At 44.2% G+C, this 17526-nt stretch carries 11 protein-coding genes; 5 read left to right on the top strand and 6 right to left on the bottom strand.

What is annotated here, in order from left to right; translation table 11 throughout:
* Positions 1-92: 92 nt before the first annotated feature.
* Positions 93-1241, bottom strand: a complete 1149-nt coding sequence (locus tag Q8M62_RS10820; protein ID WP_304902338.1) for a DEAD/DEAH box helicase — start codon at positions 1239-1241, stop codon at positions 93-95.
* 211 nt (positions 1242-1452) lie between these two features.
* Here Q8M62_RS10820 and Q8M62_RS10815 point away from each other — a divergent pair, with 211 nt between their 5' ends.
* The 3 genes from Q8M62_RS10815 (at position 1453) to Q8M62_RS10805 (ending at position 6008) form a co-directional block, all read left to right on the top strand.
* The gene (locus tag Q8M62_RS10815) at positions 1453-3996 is read left to right on the top strand and encodes a c-type cytochrome (RefSeq protein ID WP_304902339.1); all 2544 of its coding nucleotides are present in this window, start codon (positions 1453-1455) and stop codon (positions 3994-3996) included.
* 18 nt (positions 3997-4014) lie between these two features.
* Positions 4015-5106 (top strand): sugar phosphate isomerase/epimerase, encoded by a 1092-nt coding sequence (locus Q8M62_RS10810; RefSeq protein ID WP_304902340.1) that lies wholly within the window; start codon positions 4015-4017, stop codon positions 5104-5106.
* 107 nt (positions 5107-5213) lie between these two features.
* Complete coding sequence (locus tag Q8M62_RS10805) at positions 5214-6008, top strand: SDR family NAD(P)-dependent oxidoreductase (RefSeq protein WP_304902341.1); 795 nt, start codon at positions 5214-5216, stop codon at positions 6006-6008.
* Between the two features lie 228 nt (positions 6009-6236).
* Here Q8M62_RS10805 and Q8M62_RS10800 read toward each other — a convergent pair whose 3' ends face one another.
* Together Q8M62_RS10800 and Q8M62_RS10795 are read right to left on the bottom strand one after the other, a co-directional pair.
* Positions 6237-7568: a GntP family permease gene (locus tag Q8M62_RS10800; protein ID WP_304902342.1), complete on the bottom strand. Its 1332-nt coding sequence runs from the start codon at positions 7566-7568 to the stop codon at positions 6237-6239.
* 200 nt (positions 7569-7768) lie between these two features.
* A complete protein-coding gene (locus Q8M62_RS10795; protein WP_304902343.1) occupies positions 7769-8980 on the bottom strand; it encodes a hypothetical protein in 1212 nt (403 codons plus the stop codon).
* A gap of 175 nt (positions 8981-9155) precedes the next feature.
* On the opposite strand from Q8M62_RS10795, the gene Q8M62_RS10790 reads away from it, so the two are divergent.
* Together Q8M62_RS10790 and Q8M62_RS10785 are read left to right on the top strand one after the other, a co-directional pair.
* Positions 9156-11198 carry a family 20 glycosylhydrolase gene (locus Q8M62_RS10790; protein ID WP_304902344.1) on the top strand — a complete coding sequence of 681 codons (2043 nt, stop codon included), beginning with the start codon at positions 9156-9158 and terminating at the stop codon, positions 11196-11198.
* Between the two features lie 167 nt (positions 11199-11365).
* Complete coding sequence (locus Q8M62_RS10785; protein ID WP_304902345.1) at positions 11366-11896, top strand: transposase; 531 nt, start codon at positions 11366-11368, stop codon at positions 11894-11896.
* Positions 11897-12154: 258 nt separating this feature from the next.
* On the opposite strand, the gene Q8M62_RS10780 is transcribed toward Q8M62_RS10785, so the two are convergent.
* The 3 genes from Q8M62_RS10780 to Q8M62_RS10770 all read right to left on the bottom strand — a co-directional run bounded on the left by Q8M62_RS10780 (position 12155) and on the right by Q8M62_RS10770 (position 17517).
* On the bottom strand, positions 12155-13822 hold the full coding sequence (locus tag Q8M62_RS10780) for a formate--tetrahydrofolate ligase (RefSeq protein ID WP_304902346.1): 1668 nt from the start codon (positions 13820-13822) through the stop codon (positions 12155-12157).
* 468 nt (positions 13823-14290) lie between these two features.
* A complete protein-coding gene (locus Q8M62_RS10775) occupies positions 14291-16699 on the bottom strand; it encodes an ABC transporter permease (protein WP_304902347.1) in 2409 nt (802 codons plus the stop codon).
* A 275-nt stretch (positions 16700-16974) separates the two neighbouring features.
* Positions 16975-17517, bottom strand: coding sequence for a dihydrofolate reductase family protein (locus tag Q8M62_RS10770; RefSeq protein ID WP_304902348.1), 543 nt, complete (start codon positions 17515-17517; stop codon positions 16975-16977).
* Positions 17518-17526: the final 9 nt, after the last annotated feature.

Genomic DNA, 17526 nt, shown 5'->3' with positions numbered 1-17526 from the left:
ACTCCCCCTTTATTCCGGGATTTTGGTTTGCAATATTACGCTTTGTCAAAGGGGGTAAGGGGGATTTTAGCAGTTAGTTTTAGGGATTGTTGTTAAGAATCCTCCTCATTTTTCCCAAAATTCTCCGACTCCAACAACAACACCCGCTTTCCCATTTTCTTTTGTATCACTTTGAAGTGATGCAATTCCTCAGGAGTGATGAGCGAAATAGCTTCTCCGGTCGCTCCGGCTCGACCAGTTCGGCCGATGCGATGGATGTAATCTTTGGGTGAGCGGGGCAATTCGTAATTGATCACCAAAGGCAGAAACTGAATGTCAATACCCCGAGCAGCGAGATCTGTTGCCACCAATACTCGGGTCTTGCCGGATTTGAATCGTGCCAATGCCTCGGTTCGTGCTCCCTGACTTTTGTCTCCATGGAAAGCCACTGCTTCAATCCCGTTTTTACTCAGCTTCGTTGCCACATTATCAGCCGTTCGGATAGATGAAGCAAACACCAAAATCTGACTCCAGTCGCCCGAATTGATTAATTGGCGGAGAAAAGGACCCTTGTTTTCAGGACTGACCCGATAGGCTTTTTGATCAATCAAATCAGGGGTGAAATTGTCTCCTTCCACCTGAATTCTGACAGGATCCTTGAGTAGTTTTTGGATCAATACATCGACTTCATTATCTGTGGTGGCCGAAAAAAGGATGTTTTGTCTCCGACTTGGCAAAAGCTCAAGAATATGCTCCACTTCTTCGCGAAAACCCATATTCAGCACTTTATCGGCTTCGTCCAACACCAGCGTGTGTATTCTGGAAATCCCCAAGGCATTCCTGCCAAGCAAGTCAATCAAGCGTCCGGGAGTGGCAATCAGGATCTCCACACCATGAAGTTTCATCATTTGAGGATTGATCGAGACACCGCCAAACACTGCCATGGATTTGATTTTTCGCGGCAAAAAGCGGCTGAAATTTTCAGTCACCTCTGCGACCTGTACCGCAAGTTCACGGGTCGGAACGATCACCAAAACCGGAATAAAACGCTCCCTTGGGGCTTCTTTTGGCAGTAATCGCTGAAGGATCGGTAGAATGTAAGCTGCTGTTTTTCCCGAGCCTGTGGGAGCTAGTCCAAGGATGTCTTTTTGCTGAAGTATTGCAGGAATGGCCTCAATCTGAATCGGATAGGGGCTTTCATATTTTGCACGTTCGATTGAGCTAAGCAGATCTTTTGACAGTCCTAAGTCGGAAAAATTCATAGTAGGTATTTTGTGCAAAGTTAGGAGAAGTATGGAAAAGCCTTTCCTTTTTCCTGTCTAGTAAACCAAACTTTGCCCTTGCAAATTGGAATGCTTCCATTTGATGATTTGATCTTGTAAATCAGAAGAATAAAAACCAAATTGAAAACGCTCCTGAATGCGTAGGATTCTTTCTTCCTCATTTGCTCAAACCCAAAATACCTGATTGACTATGTTTCGAAGTGCCCTGTTGACTTGTGCGGTTGGTGTGTTGCTTTGTTTTTCCTGTAAAGAGTCCGGACCTCTTCCTGAAACACCCGATAGTCCTGCCCGGACTGCAGAGGAGGAGTTGAAAACTTTTCAAATTGAATCCGGATTTGAAGTTCAGTTAGTGGCTTCAGAACCGTTAGTCGAATCTCCTGTAATCATCCAGTTTGACGAAGACGGACGGCTTTGGGTGGTAGAAATGCGCGGCTATATGAGTGATATTGAAGGTTCGGAGGAGAAGCAACCTGTTGGTTCTGTCGCAATACTGGAGGATACCGACGGCGATGGGCTGATGGACAAGCGGACGTTGTATCTGGATTCTCTGATTATGCCGAGAGCCTTGGGTCTGTTCAAAAACGGAGCCTTGATAGCAGAGAATAATAAGCTATGGATCACCCAAGACCTCGATGGAGACTGGAAAGCGGATTCCAAAATTTTACTGGATTCGACCTATTCGGCTAATGGAATTCCCGAGCATTCCGACAATGGTTTTGTGAGGAATTCCGACAATTGGTATTATAGTGCCAAATCACGTCTTCGGTATCGTTTTCAAGACGGGGCTTGGATTCGCGACACTACCGAGTTTCGTGGACAATGGGGAATTTCTCAGGATGATCAGGGTCGTTTGATTTACAATTACAACTGGTCCCAACTTCACGGTGATCTTGTGCCAGCTAATTATTTATCCCGAAATAAAAACCACAAGCCTTCCACAGGCATAGACCATGGCCTGACAATCGATCGAAAGGTATTTCCCATCCGATCCAATCTTGCTGTAAACAGAGGATATATTCCCGGTACGCTGGATTCTGCCGGTCGTCTTTTTGAATTTACTTCAGCCTGTGCACCGACGGTCTATCGCAGTCAGCTTTTCCCCAAGGAATATCATGGGAATATCTTCGTGCTTGAAAATGCCGGAAATCTTGTCAAGCGGAATGTGGTGACCGAAAAAGGAGTTTTTCTGCAGGCACATGATCCCAATCCAGGTATTGAATTTTTTGCTTCCACCGATGAGCGATTCCGTCCGGTGCATGCTGCGGTTGGGCCGGATGGCGGTTTTTACCTTGCCGATATGTACCAGGGAATCGTTCAGCATAGCTCCTACATGACTCCTTATTTGAAAGAACAAACCTTAAAGCGCGGTTTGGATTCGCCTGGCCATATGGGGCGAATTTGGAGAGTGGTACCGAAAGGGTTTGCTTCCAAACAGATTCCAAAGCTTTCTCAAGCAAGCATCCAGGACTTAGTCCAACATCTTTCCCACCAAGACGGCTGGTTTCGGGATATGGCACAGCGGCTTTTGGTAGAAAAAAATGATCCCAATGCTGTAGGGCCTCTAGAAGATCTGGTGAAAAACGGAAAATCTGTGTTAGGGCGATTTCATGCACTTTGGACATTGGAAGGAATGGGGAAAGTTAATCCCGCGCTTTTGCTTGAAGTATTGAAAAATGGGGATGACCTGCTCAAAACTACAGCGCTTAGACAATTAGAAAATTCAGCTGTGAATGATCCCGGGATTTTGCGCCAACTGGAAGCTGTCGCAGTTGATCTGGCCGGCAAAGCTTCCGATAAAGTTGCGCTACAATTGGCGCTGAGTTCGGAGATTTTTTCACACGAAGCCAAAACCGATTTATTAAGCCAAATCATCGAAAACTATGGTCATTTAGCCTTGATACGGGATGCCGCTATGAGTAGTCTGGAGGATGAAGAGTATCGTTTTTTACAAAAACTGATGGCTAATAAAACCTGGACGGAAGCCAATCCTGATCGGGAAGTTTTCTTGGAAATGCTCACCTCAGCCATCATTACTAACAGCGAGCCGGCAGAGATTAGTGGACTTTTGGCTATTTCGGATACAAAGGAAATGGGATGGAAGGAATCTATCATCCTAGCAGGTATGGCTATTCAGGCAGGGGATATTGATAAACCCGGTCTGGTGGTATTACCAAGCGAACCTTCCATATTCAAACGGAATGATTTGCCCATTGATCAGAATAGAACGGCAATGCTGAAGCGACTTTTCTCCTGGCCTGGCTATCAGCCTTCCGCAAAAGTAATTTCCACCGGGAATCTGGATGAAAAAGCCATGAAGCAATTTGCCGACGGACGTCAGAAGTATTTGGTCTCCTGTGCAGGATGCCATGGGAATAATGGAAAAGGTGCCGCTCGAATGGGTCCGCCCTTAGCAGGTTCTGAGTGGGTGGTTGGAGACGAGGTTCGGCTTTCGCTGATTATGCTGCATGGATTGGAAGGCCCAATCGAAGTGGCCGGGAAAAAATACGATGCACCGGAGATATTACCGGTGATGCCTTCCCATTCGACGATGGATGATGCAGTGATTGCATCCATTCTTACCTACATTCGAAATGAATGGGGCAATGAAGCACCACCTGTCACCGGTAGGACGGTAGGTTCCACCCGTCACTTGAATCAGGGCAGGGTGTATCCTTGGTCTGCTGCAGAACTCAATAAACACATGGAAGCGCTCATAGCAAATTCCAAACCCTAGCCCAAAATATCCCAGCCTATGAAATCCAAGATCAGTACTGAAGAATTTTCCTCTGGTAGGAGGGAGTTTTTGAGAAAATCAGGACTAGCCGCGGCTGCCATGGCTTTTCCATTTTCGGCTTTGCCGGAAAGCTTAAAAGGCATGCCGATGGGTGTGGTGGTCCATTCCTATGGGATTCGCTACGGTTCCAAGGTGGAAAGCACCAAGTATCCCGGATTCCAAGATGCACTGGATTTCATGCGTCATTGTCATTCCATCGGTGCCGGCGGGATTCAGACGACAGTAGGTGGATGGGCGGAAGACTTCGCCAGAAAAGTCCGTGATGAGCGAGAGAATTTAGGAATGTATTTGGAGGGTAGCATCGGTCTTCCTAAAAGTGCAGCCGATATTTCGAGGTTTGAAAAAGAGGTGCTTTCGGCTAAAGAAGCTGGGGTAAGTATATTGAGGACGGTTTGTCTAAGTGGTAGACGCTATGAAAATTTCAAGTCGAAACAGGAGTGGAATGAATTCAAAATAAACTCAACGAAGGCCCTTCAGCTGGCAGAACCGATTGTCCGAAAACACCAAGTGAAGCTAGCTGTAGAGAATCATAAGGATTGGACAGCTGCCGAACTCGCTCAGCTCATTCAAAGCTTTGGCAGCGAATGGGTGGGAGTGACCTTGGACTTTGGGAATAATGTGTCCCTGCTCGAAGAACCGATGCAAGTGATCCGGACCTTGGCTCCTTTTACGTTTTCCACCCATGTGAAAGATATGGGAGTAAAAGCATACTCGGATGGATTTCTGCTATCTGAGGTGCCACTGGGGACTGGAATTGTAGATTTAAAAGAAGCCGTAACCTTGTGCCAAAAGTATAATCCTGCCGTGACTTTCAGTCTGGAAATGATTACCCGAGATCCTTTGCAAATCCCTTGTTTGGAAGAAAGCTATTGGACAACCTTTGAAAATTCATCCGCACAGGATCTGGCAAAAATCCTGAGGTTGGTACGTGACGAACCTTATCCCGGGGCACTTCCTGAAGTCAAAAACCTCAACGCTGAAGAAAAACTCGCCTTCGAAGAGGAGAATGTGGTCAAATGCCTTGCCTTTTCGAAAAGTGAACTCCTGTAGAAATTCAATGTAAGTGGTGAGAAGTAAGTGGTGAGTAGGAGCCATGGACTTTACTAACTACTTACGACTTACTCTTTACCATATTTACAAATTCAAAAAACAAAACCATGTCCCAATTCGACCTCTCCCAACTCCCCGGAATCGCTCTTTTTTCACTCAAAGGCAAATCAGCCATCATCACCGGAGGCACCAAAGGCCTTGGTTTGGCCATGGCTGCCGGACTGGCCTCAGCTGGTGCCAATGTAATGCTGGTGAGTCGCAAGGCTTCCGATGGGGATGCCGCAGCTGCTGAGATTGCCGCTCAATATGGTGTCAAAGCCATGACTTTTGCCGCTGATGTGGTAGACAAATCCGCCATGGAAGCAATGGCAAAAACAGCTTTCGAGGCTTTTGGATCAATCGACATTCTGATTAATTCAGCAGGAATCAATATCCGTGGTGCAATCGATGAGTTGAGCTATGAAGACTTCACCAAAGTAATGGACGTAAATGTCACCGGAACCTGGTTGGCCAATCGCGCGGTGACTCCCTATATGAAGGAGAAAAACAAAGGCGCAATCATCAATCTTGCGAGTACATTAGGCTTGGTGGGGCTTTCTAACCGAACCCCTTACGCCTCGAGCAAGGGAGCGGTGGTGCAGATGACCCGGGCTTTGGCTTTGGAATTGGCACCTTGGAATATTACCGTAAATGCGATTTGTCCAGGGCCATTTTTGACTGAGATGAATCTTCCGATTGCGGATACAGAGGAAGGGAAAAAGTTCGTAGTTGGTGCGACTGCCTTGGGTCGTTGGGGAGAACTGAAAGAAATTCAGGGTGCTGCGATTTTTCTGGCATCAGATGCGGGGACTTACCTCGTTGGATCGATGCTGACTGTGGATGGGGGATGGACAGCGAGGTAGGCGATTTACGATTTGCGAATTTTGAATTACGAGACTTGGCATCGGAAATCAACTATTTCTCTAAAACCTTCGATTAAAATATCGAACATCGAATCTTGAACATCGAATGATGAAGTGGGGTCCACATCGGTCATCTGACAACGGTCAAAAATGTCGAACATCGAATCTTGAATTTCGAATGATGAAGTAGGTCTCAAATCGGTCCTCGGACACCCGACATCGGACGTTTTACCCAATCACCAAAGTCAAAACAAAAATCAATGAAATCGCAGTCACTCCGGCGATTAAGGTTCCCAAGCTGTGTGACATATTGCCCTGCTTGATACTCATACCAGAGAGTTGGGTGACCACCCAAAACCCGCTGTCATTAGCGTGGGAAATGCAGAGCGAGCCAGCTCCGATGGCGAGTGCAGTAAAGACTTTCATCGTTTCCGAATCAAGTCCCAGTGGCCCCAGAATAGGGGCAATAATGGAGGCCGTTGTGATCATGGCAACCGTGGTAGACCCTTGAGCTGTCTTTAGTGCAAAAGCTATCAAAAAAGGCAGAAATATGCCCCAATTCGCATCACTCATGTTTGAAGTAACCAGGTCGCCAACTCCTGAATTTTGGAGCATTTTCCCAAATACCGCACCCGCTCCGGTAATCAAAATAACCGGGGCAGCAAGCAGAATTGATTCCCCAATCCAACCGGAGGAGGATAGAAGTTTGCGGTCAAACTTTTTCGGCAAAGTGAAGGACAAAATCGCACCGATCAACAAGGCAATGACCGGAGAACCTATGAATTGAATGGCTTTGGTAAACCCGCTTTCCCCAAAAGGCTTGGTAGGATAATTTGCGATAGAGGCCAGGATAATCAGGATCAGCGGAATGATCACCGGAAGCAGCGAATTGAAAAATGTTGGGAGTTCTTTCTTTTCCAATATTTTTTCATCTGCGATTAGTTGTGGTTCTAGCGGAATCGTGACCACAAACTTGTTGACAAAGAAATAAAGCGGGATAAGTGTAGTCAGAGAAACAATCATTCCCCAAAATATCACCTGACCTAAATCCGCTCCCAAAATTCCCGCAGTGGCAATCGGTCCGGGAGTCGGAGGGACCAATGCGTGACTTGCCATAGCCCCAAGTGAAAGAGCCACAATTGTTGCTGCGTAGGAAATTTTACTTTTTGAAGCTAAGGATTTGGCGATCGGATTCATCATGATGATCGTGCTGTCACCAAAGACCGGAATCGACAAAATCCATCCACTCAGCATCAGGGATAGGTTGACAAATTTCTCTCCGATCCATTTCAGAATCCGGTCTGCAATGACGATGGCACCACCTGTTTTTTCAAGAAAAGTCCCCATGATTACTCCCAAAAGAATCAAAAGGCCCACGCTTCCCATCACCCCGCCAAATCCTTCAGAAATTGATTTGACGATAAGGTCTGTCGGCATTCGCATCATCAGCCCGTAAATAATTGCCCCTACAAAAAGTGCCAGAAATGGATGAATGTCATATTTAACAATGGCAAGTAGGATCAAGGCCAAAGCGACCAGGATAATCAGAAGTGTCAGCATTTTGGGTTTTTGTTAGGTTGAAAAGAGTGAGCAGGAACAATCCTTGTCCTCCGGCCTTAAAAATTAGAGAAAAATGCAGAAAACCCAACGGTTTTGGGGAATTATAGGATAAATGGTTCTGCTACTCCATTTTATCCGGATTTTCAGACCTGCCAGGTTTTTGAAAACCTGGCAGGTCTTCGTCCCTAAAAGTTACCTCTCTATTGGCGCTCAATGTACATCACAGCAGAATCTTCGATGTATTTGGCAGGATTGTAAGAGGCGTAAAATTTATTTTTCAGAGTTTTCAAGGAATTGTTTAGCCCGTTGATTTGGGTGGTGAATTCTGCAGGGAATCGGGTACTGTCTGAATATACCGAAATGATGTTTTCATATTGATCCATGTTGACCAGCATTCGGGAAGTAAGCTGTCCAAACCGGAGCCGGAGTGACTGAACCTTGAACATGTAGGTTTCCACCTGACCCAGCCATTTCCCTTTGGTACTTTGAGAGCTTTCGAGTAGGGTGATTTTATCGGAAATCGCCCTTCTGCATTCATTTTTGAAGGTTTCCCGGTCTATATCCAAAGTGGCATTCATGTATTTTCTTTTATACTCCAGCATACTGATGCCATAGTAGTTCATTTGGTCTTCGAGCAGGGCGGCATTCTCTTTTTGAAGCTGTTCAAGTTCCTTGTTGATTTGTGCCCATTCGTGATCGATGATTGCTTTTTGATGTTCAAACTGGCTGGTGACATTCAGGAGTTTGAGCATGGCAGGAGTTTTTTCGCTCAGGTCTTTTTCTTTTTTGCCGATCGATGTTATCAAAGCAGTAATTCCGGAAGAGGCAGTAGCTACCATAGTTCCGTAGAGGGGTACATTGCTTCCAACTGCGCTTATCAAATTCAATGAACTGTTGATCACTTCCATCATTTGATCATCTTTTCCCTGTCGGTTGTACCAGTTGTCGTAGTCTTTTTTCCAGGCGTTAAAGGTGTTGTAATTCTGGATTTTACCAATGTTTCCCAGTTGGGTATAAAAGGTCTGTGAGGAAACAAACAGGTCAAGCGGTTGAATGTCCCGTTGGATGCTGAGTAACTCTGTGAATGCAAGTTGCCCGTTGAGATTGATTTTCGTTTTTGGACCTTCTTCAAGGAATTTCAGTCGGTTATCCAACGCTATTTGAAGTTTTTCGAGGTCATTGATTTTTTCCTTGTCAGTTTGAGTGCGATTATCTGCTGCGGCAAGTTTATCCGTCAGGCGATTGACTTCTTCTTCGTTTCGCTTCAGCTTCTCATTAAGTTCTTTTAACTGTTTGTCACGCTCGGTTTTGATCTGCTCGGATATGGAGGTAGTGTCTTGCACTTGTCCAATCGCGGAAAAAGAAAATATTAAGAATAAAATGAAGAGGATAGAAAGGGCCTTTGTGTTCATAGAAGAGGTGAAAGGTGGGATTGCGTCTCGGGTTATTGCTAATTAATCGACTTCTTACAATTTCTATGCGAATCTTTTATCCTTGGGTTAAAGTCGGATTTTCTATTAAATTCATCGCGCGGCTTCGATAAATGGCTGATGATAAATTGAAACCACCCACCAATAACCCCAACCTATGCGCAATTTTCTCTCTATCCTCTTTTTGATTTTTTTATTCTGGTCTTGTGGACCAAAAGAAAAATCAGATGCCCACTTTGTCGTATTACCAAGCCCATCTTCTTTTGAAATCACCGGAAAATCAAAACTGGCCAGTTCAGACCTTGAGTCGGTTTTTCTGGTCGCAAAAGATCATTTTACCTCTGGAAAATCGCTTTCCGATTTTCAAAATGACCAGATCTCTTTTGCTCTAGAACCTGAACTTGAAGTCAAATCTGAAGGATATGTACTGGAGATTACTGATCGAAAAGTGGAAATCAAGTCCTCAAATGACGCCGGACTTTGGTATGGACTGATGACTTTGGGTCAGTTGCTGGAAGATGCAAAAGATCAAAATGTCCCGCTTCCCTTATGTACTATCTCAGACGAACCCGCATTAGCTTACCGTGCGGTTCATCTCGATGTGAAACATCATTTGGAGAAAAAGGAATACTACTATGAGTTGATGGATCGCTTTGCTGCGCAAAAAATCAATGCGGTGATTGTGGAAATCGAAGACAAGCTGAAATATGAACTTCAGCCTAAAGTGGGTTCTTCCGATGGGTTTACAATCGCTGAATGGAAAGAAATCAGTGATTATGCTATGGCTCGAAATATCCGGATCAGTCCCTTGGTGCAGGGTTTGGGGCATGCTTCATTTATCCTAAAACACAAGGAGTACGAACCTTTGCGTGATGATCCGAAAAGCGATTGGGCTTTTAATCCCCTGAATGAAGAAACGTACAAGGTTCAATTCGACCTCTATGAAGATGCACTGAGGGCATTTCCCTATGCCAATTACCTGCATGTAGGAGGAGATGAAGTACATACCACAGGAAGAAACTCCGGGAATTCCCCCTTGGAACTCCAATTGATCTGGCTTAATCGGGTAAGCGAATATGCTTCGCAAAAAGGTCTGACTCCAATCTTCTGGGATGATATGCCTTTACAAAATGCCGGCGTATATCGGTCCATTTACAATAGTAAACTAACGGCTGTGCAAGTAGATAGCATTTGGGCTGTTAATGAGCCCAACTTGAATAAATACATTGACATTTTTCCTAAAAACTGTGTGTACATGCGCTGGAACTATGACATGCCGGAATCTCCGGGAAATATAAGGGCGATCAAATGGTTTTCAGATAATGGGTTTAATGTCATGGGTGCCACTGCAGGACAAACGCGCTGGAATCTCATGCCACTGGACCAAAGTAACACCAACAACATTCGGGATTTTGCTTTGATCTCTATTCGGAATAAGGCTGATGGCTTGTTACTAACGCTTTGGGATGATGATTCTCCACATTTCGAGTTGTATCAGCGAGGGATTTCCATTTTTGCTGAATACACCTGGGCAGGGGAAAAAAGATCTAGCGATGAACTCCATCAGGCTTATCGTCAAAGAGCGTATGGGCCTGCATTGGCATCTGCAGAATATGAATTTATCAATTCACTGGAAGGACCTGTGGCGGATTGGAAAAATCTGCTGTTGGATATCAAAAAAGATCGAAATCGACTCCGAAAACTGGAAAATCCAATTGATCAGGCAGTAATTCCCTTTCCAAATTTGGATTCTGCGGGGGCTTGGAGCCAAAAACACCAAGACAAAATTACCAAAGCTGAGGCAAGCAGGCTTCAGGTCGATGAAGTTTTACGGCAAATTCAATCAGCAAAAGAATCCGCCCTTCGCAATACGTATCAACTTGAAGTATATGAGCAGGTGGCCCAGGTAATTCAGTTTTCCAATCGGGCGATCTTGACACTCGCTGAATATGACGAGCCAAGTGGAGAGAAGCGAACTCAAGCTCAGGCCAAACTCGCGGGAATGGAGGAGGAGTGGGCTTCTATCCAATCCAAAGTGGAAGAAGTTTATGGCAAAACCCGACAGCTCAATAAACCTGTCGACTACATTTTGGATCAGGACCACCATGTACACTTAGCCAATCAGGCACTGAAGTTTTCTGATTGGCAGTTTTATGTGGAGGGATTGTTTTTAGAGAAGGTGAAGGGGTTGGAGAAGTAATGTTCCTCGGCGGGTTCCTCGGGATTTGCAATCCCGAGGTGAAGTTTTAGGATTTTCAATCCGATTATACGCGTTCCTCGGAATTTGCAATTCCGAGGCCTTTTCATAGGATTTGTAATCCGTTTTTTCATTAATTTAAATTGATTTTTAACTCAATCTTTTTCATCATGGCTTTTGAATATTCAATCAAAGATCAAGGAGCTGTTCACTTTGTAACATTTACCGTAAGAAGATGGGTTGATGTTTTTACAAGATCGACTTATTCTGATCTATTTATTGACAGTTTGAGGTATTGTCAAGAAAAGAAGGGATTGGAAATATTTGCTTGGGTTATTATGAGTAACCATTCCCATCTCATTCTAAGGGCTAAAAATGAAAACTTAAGTGACATCATCAGGGACTTTAAAAAGTATACTGCCAAAATAATATTCAAGGCAATCTGTGATAATCCTCTTGAAAGCAGAAAGCATTGGCTAAAGATGCTATTGACTTTTGAAGAAAAAATTTGGTTTTGGGAAGAAGGATATCATGGAGAAGAAATTTATAGTCTTGAATTTTTCGAGCAAAAATTAAATTACATTCATTTGAATCCTGTCAGGGCTAATATTGTGGAGAAAGAGGAAGAATTCCTCTATAGCAGTGCGGGTGACTTATTTGGGACACGAAAAGGCAGATTAGAATTAAGCCAATTTGGATAATTTCTTATAATTTTCATTTGTGTTGCTCGGGACGTTCCTCGGAATTTGCAATTCCGAGGTAGTGTTATAGGATTTCAAATCCGTCTACTAACAAGGGGATTACAAATCCCCAAACAGTGCTTCAGGATTGCAAATCCTGAAGAACGGCGAACCTCGGGATTCCAAATCCCGAGAATCTGTTATAGGATTTTCAATCCGACTTAATCATAAGGAATATTGTATTTTAAATTCCTAAGGTGTTTGCCTAGTTTTCGAGTATCAAAAAAGACCGGAAATATTCCCTTCTGAATCGATGTCGACATTTTCGGACGAGGGAGTTCCGGGCAGTCCAGGCATGCGCAACATATCTCCTGCGATCGGAATGATGAATCCAGCACCGGCTGCAATTTCAAACTCCCGAATTTTGATATCAAAATTTTCCGGTCGCCCGATTTTCTTCTCATCATCACTGAGACTTTTCTGCGTTTTAGCAATGCAAATCGGCAGATTTCCATAGCCTAATTCCTCAAAACGGTTGAGTTGTGCTTTGGCAGGATTGGTCAAAATAATATTCCTGGCGCCATAAATCGTCCGGCATACTTTTTCGAGTTTGATAAGAATCGGATCAGACAATTCATAAGTTGGATTAAATTCTGCCAGAGTTTCTTCAGCAGCTTCCGCGACCAAGTGTGCTAAGTCTATACAACCTTCCCCACCTTTGGCCCAACCGAAGCTCAAGGCTGCCCGCACCCCCAAGTGTTTGCAGTGATTGAGCAAGCTCTCCAGCTCAGCTTCAGTATCGGTGGTGAATGCATTGATGGAGACGATTACCGGCAAGCCAAAACTCTTCAAACTTTCGATATGTCTTTCAAGGTTTGCAAAGCCTTTTTCCAAAGTCGCAACATCCTCCTCGGTCAATTCCGCCAAGGGTTTTCCCCCATGGTATTTGAGCGCACGGATCGTAGCTACCAATACCACCACTTTCGGAGAGATTCCTGCTTCCCGGCACTTGATGTTGAAAAATTTCTCTGCTCCGAGGTCTGAGCCAAATCCTGCTTCTGTTACCACAAAATCACTTAAACTCATCCCGGTTTTGGTCGCGAGGATCGAATTGGTGCCCTGAGCGATATTTGCAAATGGTCCACCGTGTAGGATGGCAGGATTATTCTCCAGTGTTTGAACGAGGTTGGGTTTGATTGCTTCTTTCATCAAAGTTGCCATCGCTCCTTCTGCATGCAAGTCATGTGCAAAAACAGGACTGCCGTCGAATTTATCTCCCAAATAGATCCTCCCGAATCTGGCTTTGAGATCATCCAGACTTTTGCTCATGCAGAGGATCGCCATCACTTCACTTGCGGCTGTGATGTTGAATCCGGTTTCTCGGAGTATTCCCCCCGAATTACCGCCCAAGCCAGTGATAATATTGCGCAGTGCCCGGTCATTCATATCCATCGCACGCTTCCAGAGGACCTTACGTGGATCGATATTCAGACTTCTCTTTTTACTTTGAATGTTATTGTCAATTAGTGCCGAAAGCAGGTTGTTTGCCTTTTCGATTGCATGGAAATCCCCGGTAAAATGGAGGTTGATATCCTCCATCGGTATGACCTGACTCCAACCTCCGCCCGCTGCTCCTCCTTTCATTCCAAACACTGGTCCGAGACTTGGTTCACGCAATACAGCTGTGGTCTTTTTCCCGATTTTATTCATTGCATCTACCAAGCCAATCGTGGTAGTGGTTTTTCCTTCCCCTGCGGGAGTCGGTGAAATGGCGGTGACCAATATCAGACTACTTTGGTCAATCCGGGATTCATCAATTAAATGGGAAGGAAGTTTAGCTTTGTACTTTCCATAATACTCAAGGTCATCTTCGGCAATATTCAGTTTGGAGCCTATTTCTTTAATATGGAGCGGTTTTACGCAAGTGGCGATTTGAAGGTCAGTCATTGGGTTTAAATCGGAAATTTGGGGTGATTGTTTTGTGGAACGAAAATAGCATTGTTAGGCCAAATGCTCAGGTAATATTTTCTTACAATCAAGTGTGGTTGACGTCATATCCTGTGGGCGAATTATGAGTCATTTATCAAATTCAAACAGGCCTCTAGGTGGCAGTCAGATGCTAGTCGGATGATGTAACCTTTGAAAATTCAATAAAAAAGTGAGTGGAAAAGAATCGGAGCAGCTTGTCCGGGATAACAAATTTTCAAGCAGAACAACAATAGGTAGATTCTTAGGATAATCATACTTCTAAAGATCCTGCTTTTCAGCACTACCTTCCTCAGAATTTTCAATTTCGAAGAGGAGTTTTAGGGTTTTCAATCTGTTTTATAGTTGAGAAAGGGGGGATTACAAATCCCCCCTAACTGGCTTTCATGATTGCAAATCATGCAGAATTATAGGACGGTTGTAGCCATACTACTCGCTCCTCAAGCCATTCACAGTATTCCCGAATGCTGCTCGCAGGGCCTGGAGACCAACCACTGTAAGGGTAACCAACAAGGCTAGCAGGATAACCGAAAAGAAATTCCCCAACCCCATGGGTGCCCTGTAGGCAAAGTTTTGGAGCCATTCTTTGCCAAAATACCAAGCCACAGGTATTGCCAAAACTGAAGCAATGACTACCAGAAGCATAAATTCTTTGGATAGGGTGTAGACTATTTGAGTCACATTTGCTCCTAAGACTTTTCTGATGCTCATTTCCTTTGCCCGAGATTCTATCATGAAAGAAACCAAGCCCAGCAATCCAATCAGCGAAATCAGAAGTGTAAGTCCCGCAAACAGCCTGAACATTTTTGACATGCGCAATTCTGCCTGGTAAAGTCTTTCAAAGTCTTCATTGAGGAAAAAGTATTTGAAGTCCGTTTCGAAAAAGTCAGTCTTCCATTTTTGGTTTAGCGCTTCCAGAATGGAGGAGGTTTGTCCCGGTTCAAAGCGCAGTGACAACCAATAGGAGTAATCAGGTGCCCAATCCATAGCAATGCCATGAATGGATCGCTGTAAGCCTAACTGGTGGTAGTCCCTGACGACACCGATTACAGTTCCCTGGGGGGTGGTGGAAGGGGAAACGATACGCTGACCCAAAGCTTCTTCGGGACTGTCCCATCCAAATTGTTTGACAGCCCTTTCGTTTAATACCAGGCCCTCTGTTCGGTCTGTTTCCCGCTCAGGATCGAAAAACCTTCCCGCCACCAAGTTTAATTTTAAGGTACTCAGGTAGTCTTCATCAACGGACAGAAATTCGACAGACACCGGGTTTTCCGCCTCTCTTCCTTCAGGATAGGCAATCTGTCCCACCCATCCAGGTCTTCCGGGAATCCCGTTGGAATATGTGACATCCAGAATGCCTGAAATACCGTTCAGTTCATTTTTGAGGCTTTCAATTCGATTTTTGGAAAGCCGTGAAGCATTGATCACCAAAATTTCATCCTTGGCAAACCCCAGCTCTTTTTGCTGCATAAAGTCCAACTGATTAAGTACAACGAGCGTCCCCAGTGCCAGTGAAACTGAGATAAAAAACTGAAACACCACGAGCCCTTTTCTTAAATTGATTCCGGTACTGCCGGGATTAAATTTACCCTTAAGAATCTTTACCGGCTGGAGGGATGATAGGTGCATGGACGGATAATACCCCGCCAATAAGCTGATAATCAAAAGTAAAGCCGTGATGCCAATCAGGATTTCAGGCTTTAGCAGGCTTTCCAAGGTGTAAGTTTTATTGACTAAGTCATTGAATACCGCCATCATGGTATTTGACAGCAGGATAGCAATCACCAATCCGATCACTGTCAGTACAAAAGCTTCCGTCATAAACTGCGTGATCAGTGCCATTCGGGATGACCCAACTACCTTTCTCAGTCCTACCTCTTTGAAGCGGTCGACGGAACGAGCAGTGGACAGGTTGACGAAATTGATACAGGCTATCAGGATGGTGAACAGACAAACGCCTAACACCATATATACTCTGTCTATGCTACCTATCGGCCCAAATCTGTTTCCGGCTTGTGATTTCAAGTAAATGTCCTCCATGGGTTCAAAAAACAAGAAGGCCTCAGAACCCCAAGAACGCATCATATCTCCTACTTTATCCATGTAGAGGGTTTTCGCTTTTTTCTTGAAAGCTTCCTGATCCACCCCCTCTCTGAGTAGGAGGTAGTTGCCCATATTAATATTACTCCATCCTTTTTCGGAGTAATCTGTTACTCCAGTCATGACATTAAAAGTGGCTTGAGAGAGTAAAAGGTCAAACTGTATATGTGAATTCTGTGGTACATTTTTAACTACAGCACCCACGGTGACAGGGATGCTGTCACCCATGAAAAACTCTTTATTTAACCCATCTTCACCTTTAAAAAGTTTAGCCTCAAATTCCTCAGTGATTACTGCGAAATAGGGTTTTTCCAAAGCAGAACTCACATCACCCTTGGCAGTCTCAAAGGAAAATACCTCAAAAAATTCCTTACTGGTGTAAAGCATTCTGGGAGTAAAGTTTTCATTGTCAGAGGTCACGTCCATTCTTGGCCAACCAATGGTATAGACCACTTTCTCAACTTCCGGAAATTCAGCTTCCAGCACCTGACCTACAGGCCAGCCATTATCGTTATTGTAAGCTTCCGAACCAGATTTCAGATCTACAAAAACTGTATTGACCCGGTAAATTCGGTCTGCCCGTTCATGAAACTTGTCGAATGAAAATTCATCCAAGGAATAGACCAACATAAAAATCCCTCCAGTCAAGCCCAAGGCCAGACTAAGGATATTGATAATTGAAAAAGCTTTCCGCTTTTGCAGATTTCTAAAGGCGATTTTGAAATAATTTTTCAGCATTGCAGTATGAATTGGTTAAAAGTGATGAGGTGAATGAGTTTCTGTATCCTATAGCGTAATTAATCTTATTGCTACTTTGATTTTACGCTTGGTTAGATACAGAGCTAATTTCTAGATCTCATTAAGTTTGGTTCTGCAATTTCTCTCCTAATCCTGTGCCATCAAAAATGCCTTAATTCATTCAATTTGGCGGTTTTGAAGTTTTATATCCTCTATTTCCCGAACAATTTTGCTCGATATCGGACAAATAAGTACCTATGTAGGCATGCACTTTATCAAATCTCTTTTACCAATCTGTAATGCACTTTTACCAGTCCAGAATCATAATTCCCGCAAGATGCAATGGGTAACAGTTGCTCTGGTCTTCCATTTTGAAAAAGTGGGATACCGTTCCCTAATAAAATTGGAATTATAGAAATAATGAGTTCATCAACCAGTTTGTCTTTTAGTAGTTCATTGACGATTTGTCCACCGCCATCACAAAATATGGATTTTCCGGGCTGACTTTTCAATTGTTGGACAAGGGCTTTTAGGGACCCATTATAAAATTTGGTTTTGCCTTTAACCGGATTTTCTGTTCGGGTGATGATATAGGCGTCCTTGTCAGCATGGGGAAATTCAGACACTTGATTCATAACCCAATCATAGGTTCTTCTACCCATGATCACTGTGTCTACTGTTTGTATAAAATCGCTGTAGCCGTAGTCTTCTCCATCTTTCTCGACCAGAGAAAGAAAGCTGAGGTCATCCTGAGGCTTGGCTATATAGCCATCCAAGCTGCAGGAAATGTAGATAATCAATTTTCGGTCTGCATTCATAGTAAGGAT

It is taken from the genome of Algoriphagus sp., from assembly GCF_030694375.1.
In the GTDB taxonomy this organism is placed as follows: domain Bacteria; phylum Bacteroidota; class Bacteroidia; order Cytophagales; family Cyclobacteriaceae; genus Algoriphagus.
The sequence above is the reverse complement of the archived record's forward strand: the minus strand, read 5'-3'. Positions and strand labels throughout refer to the sequence as shown.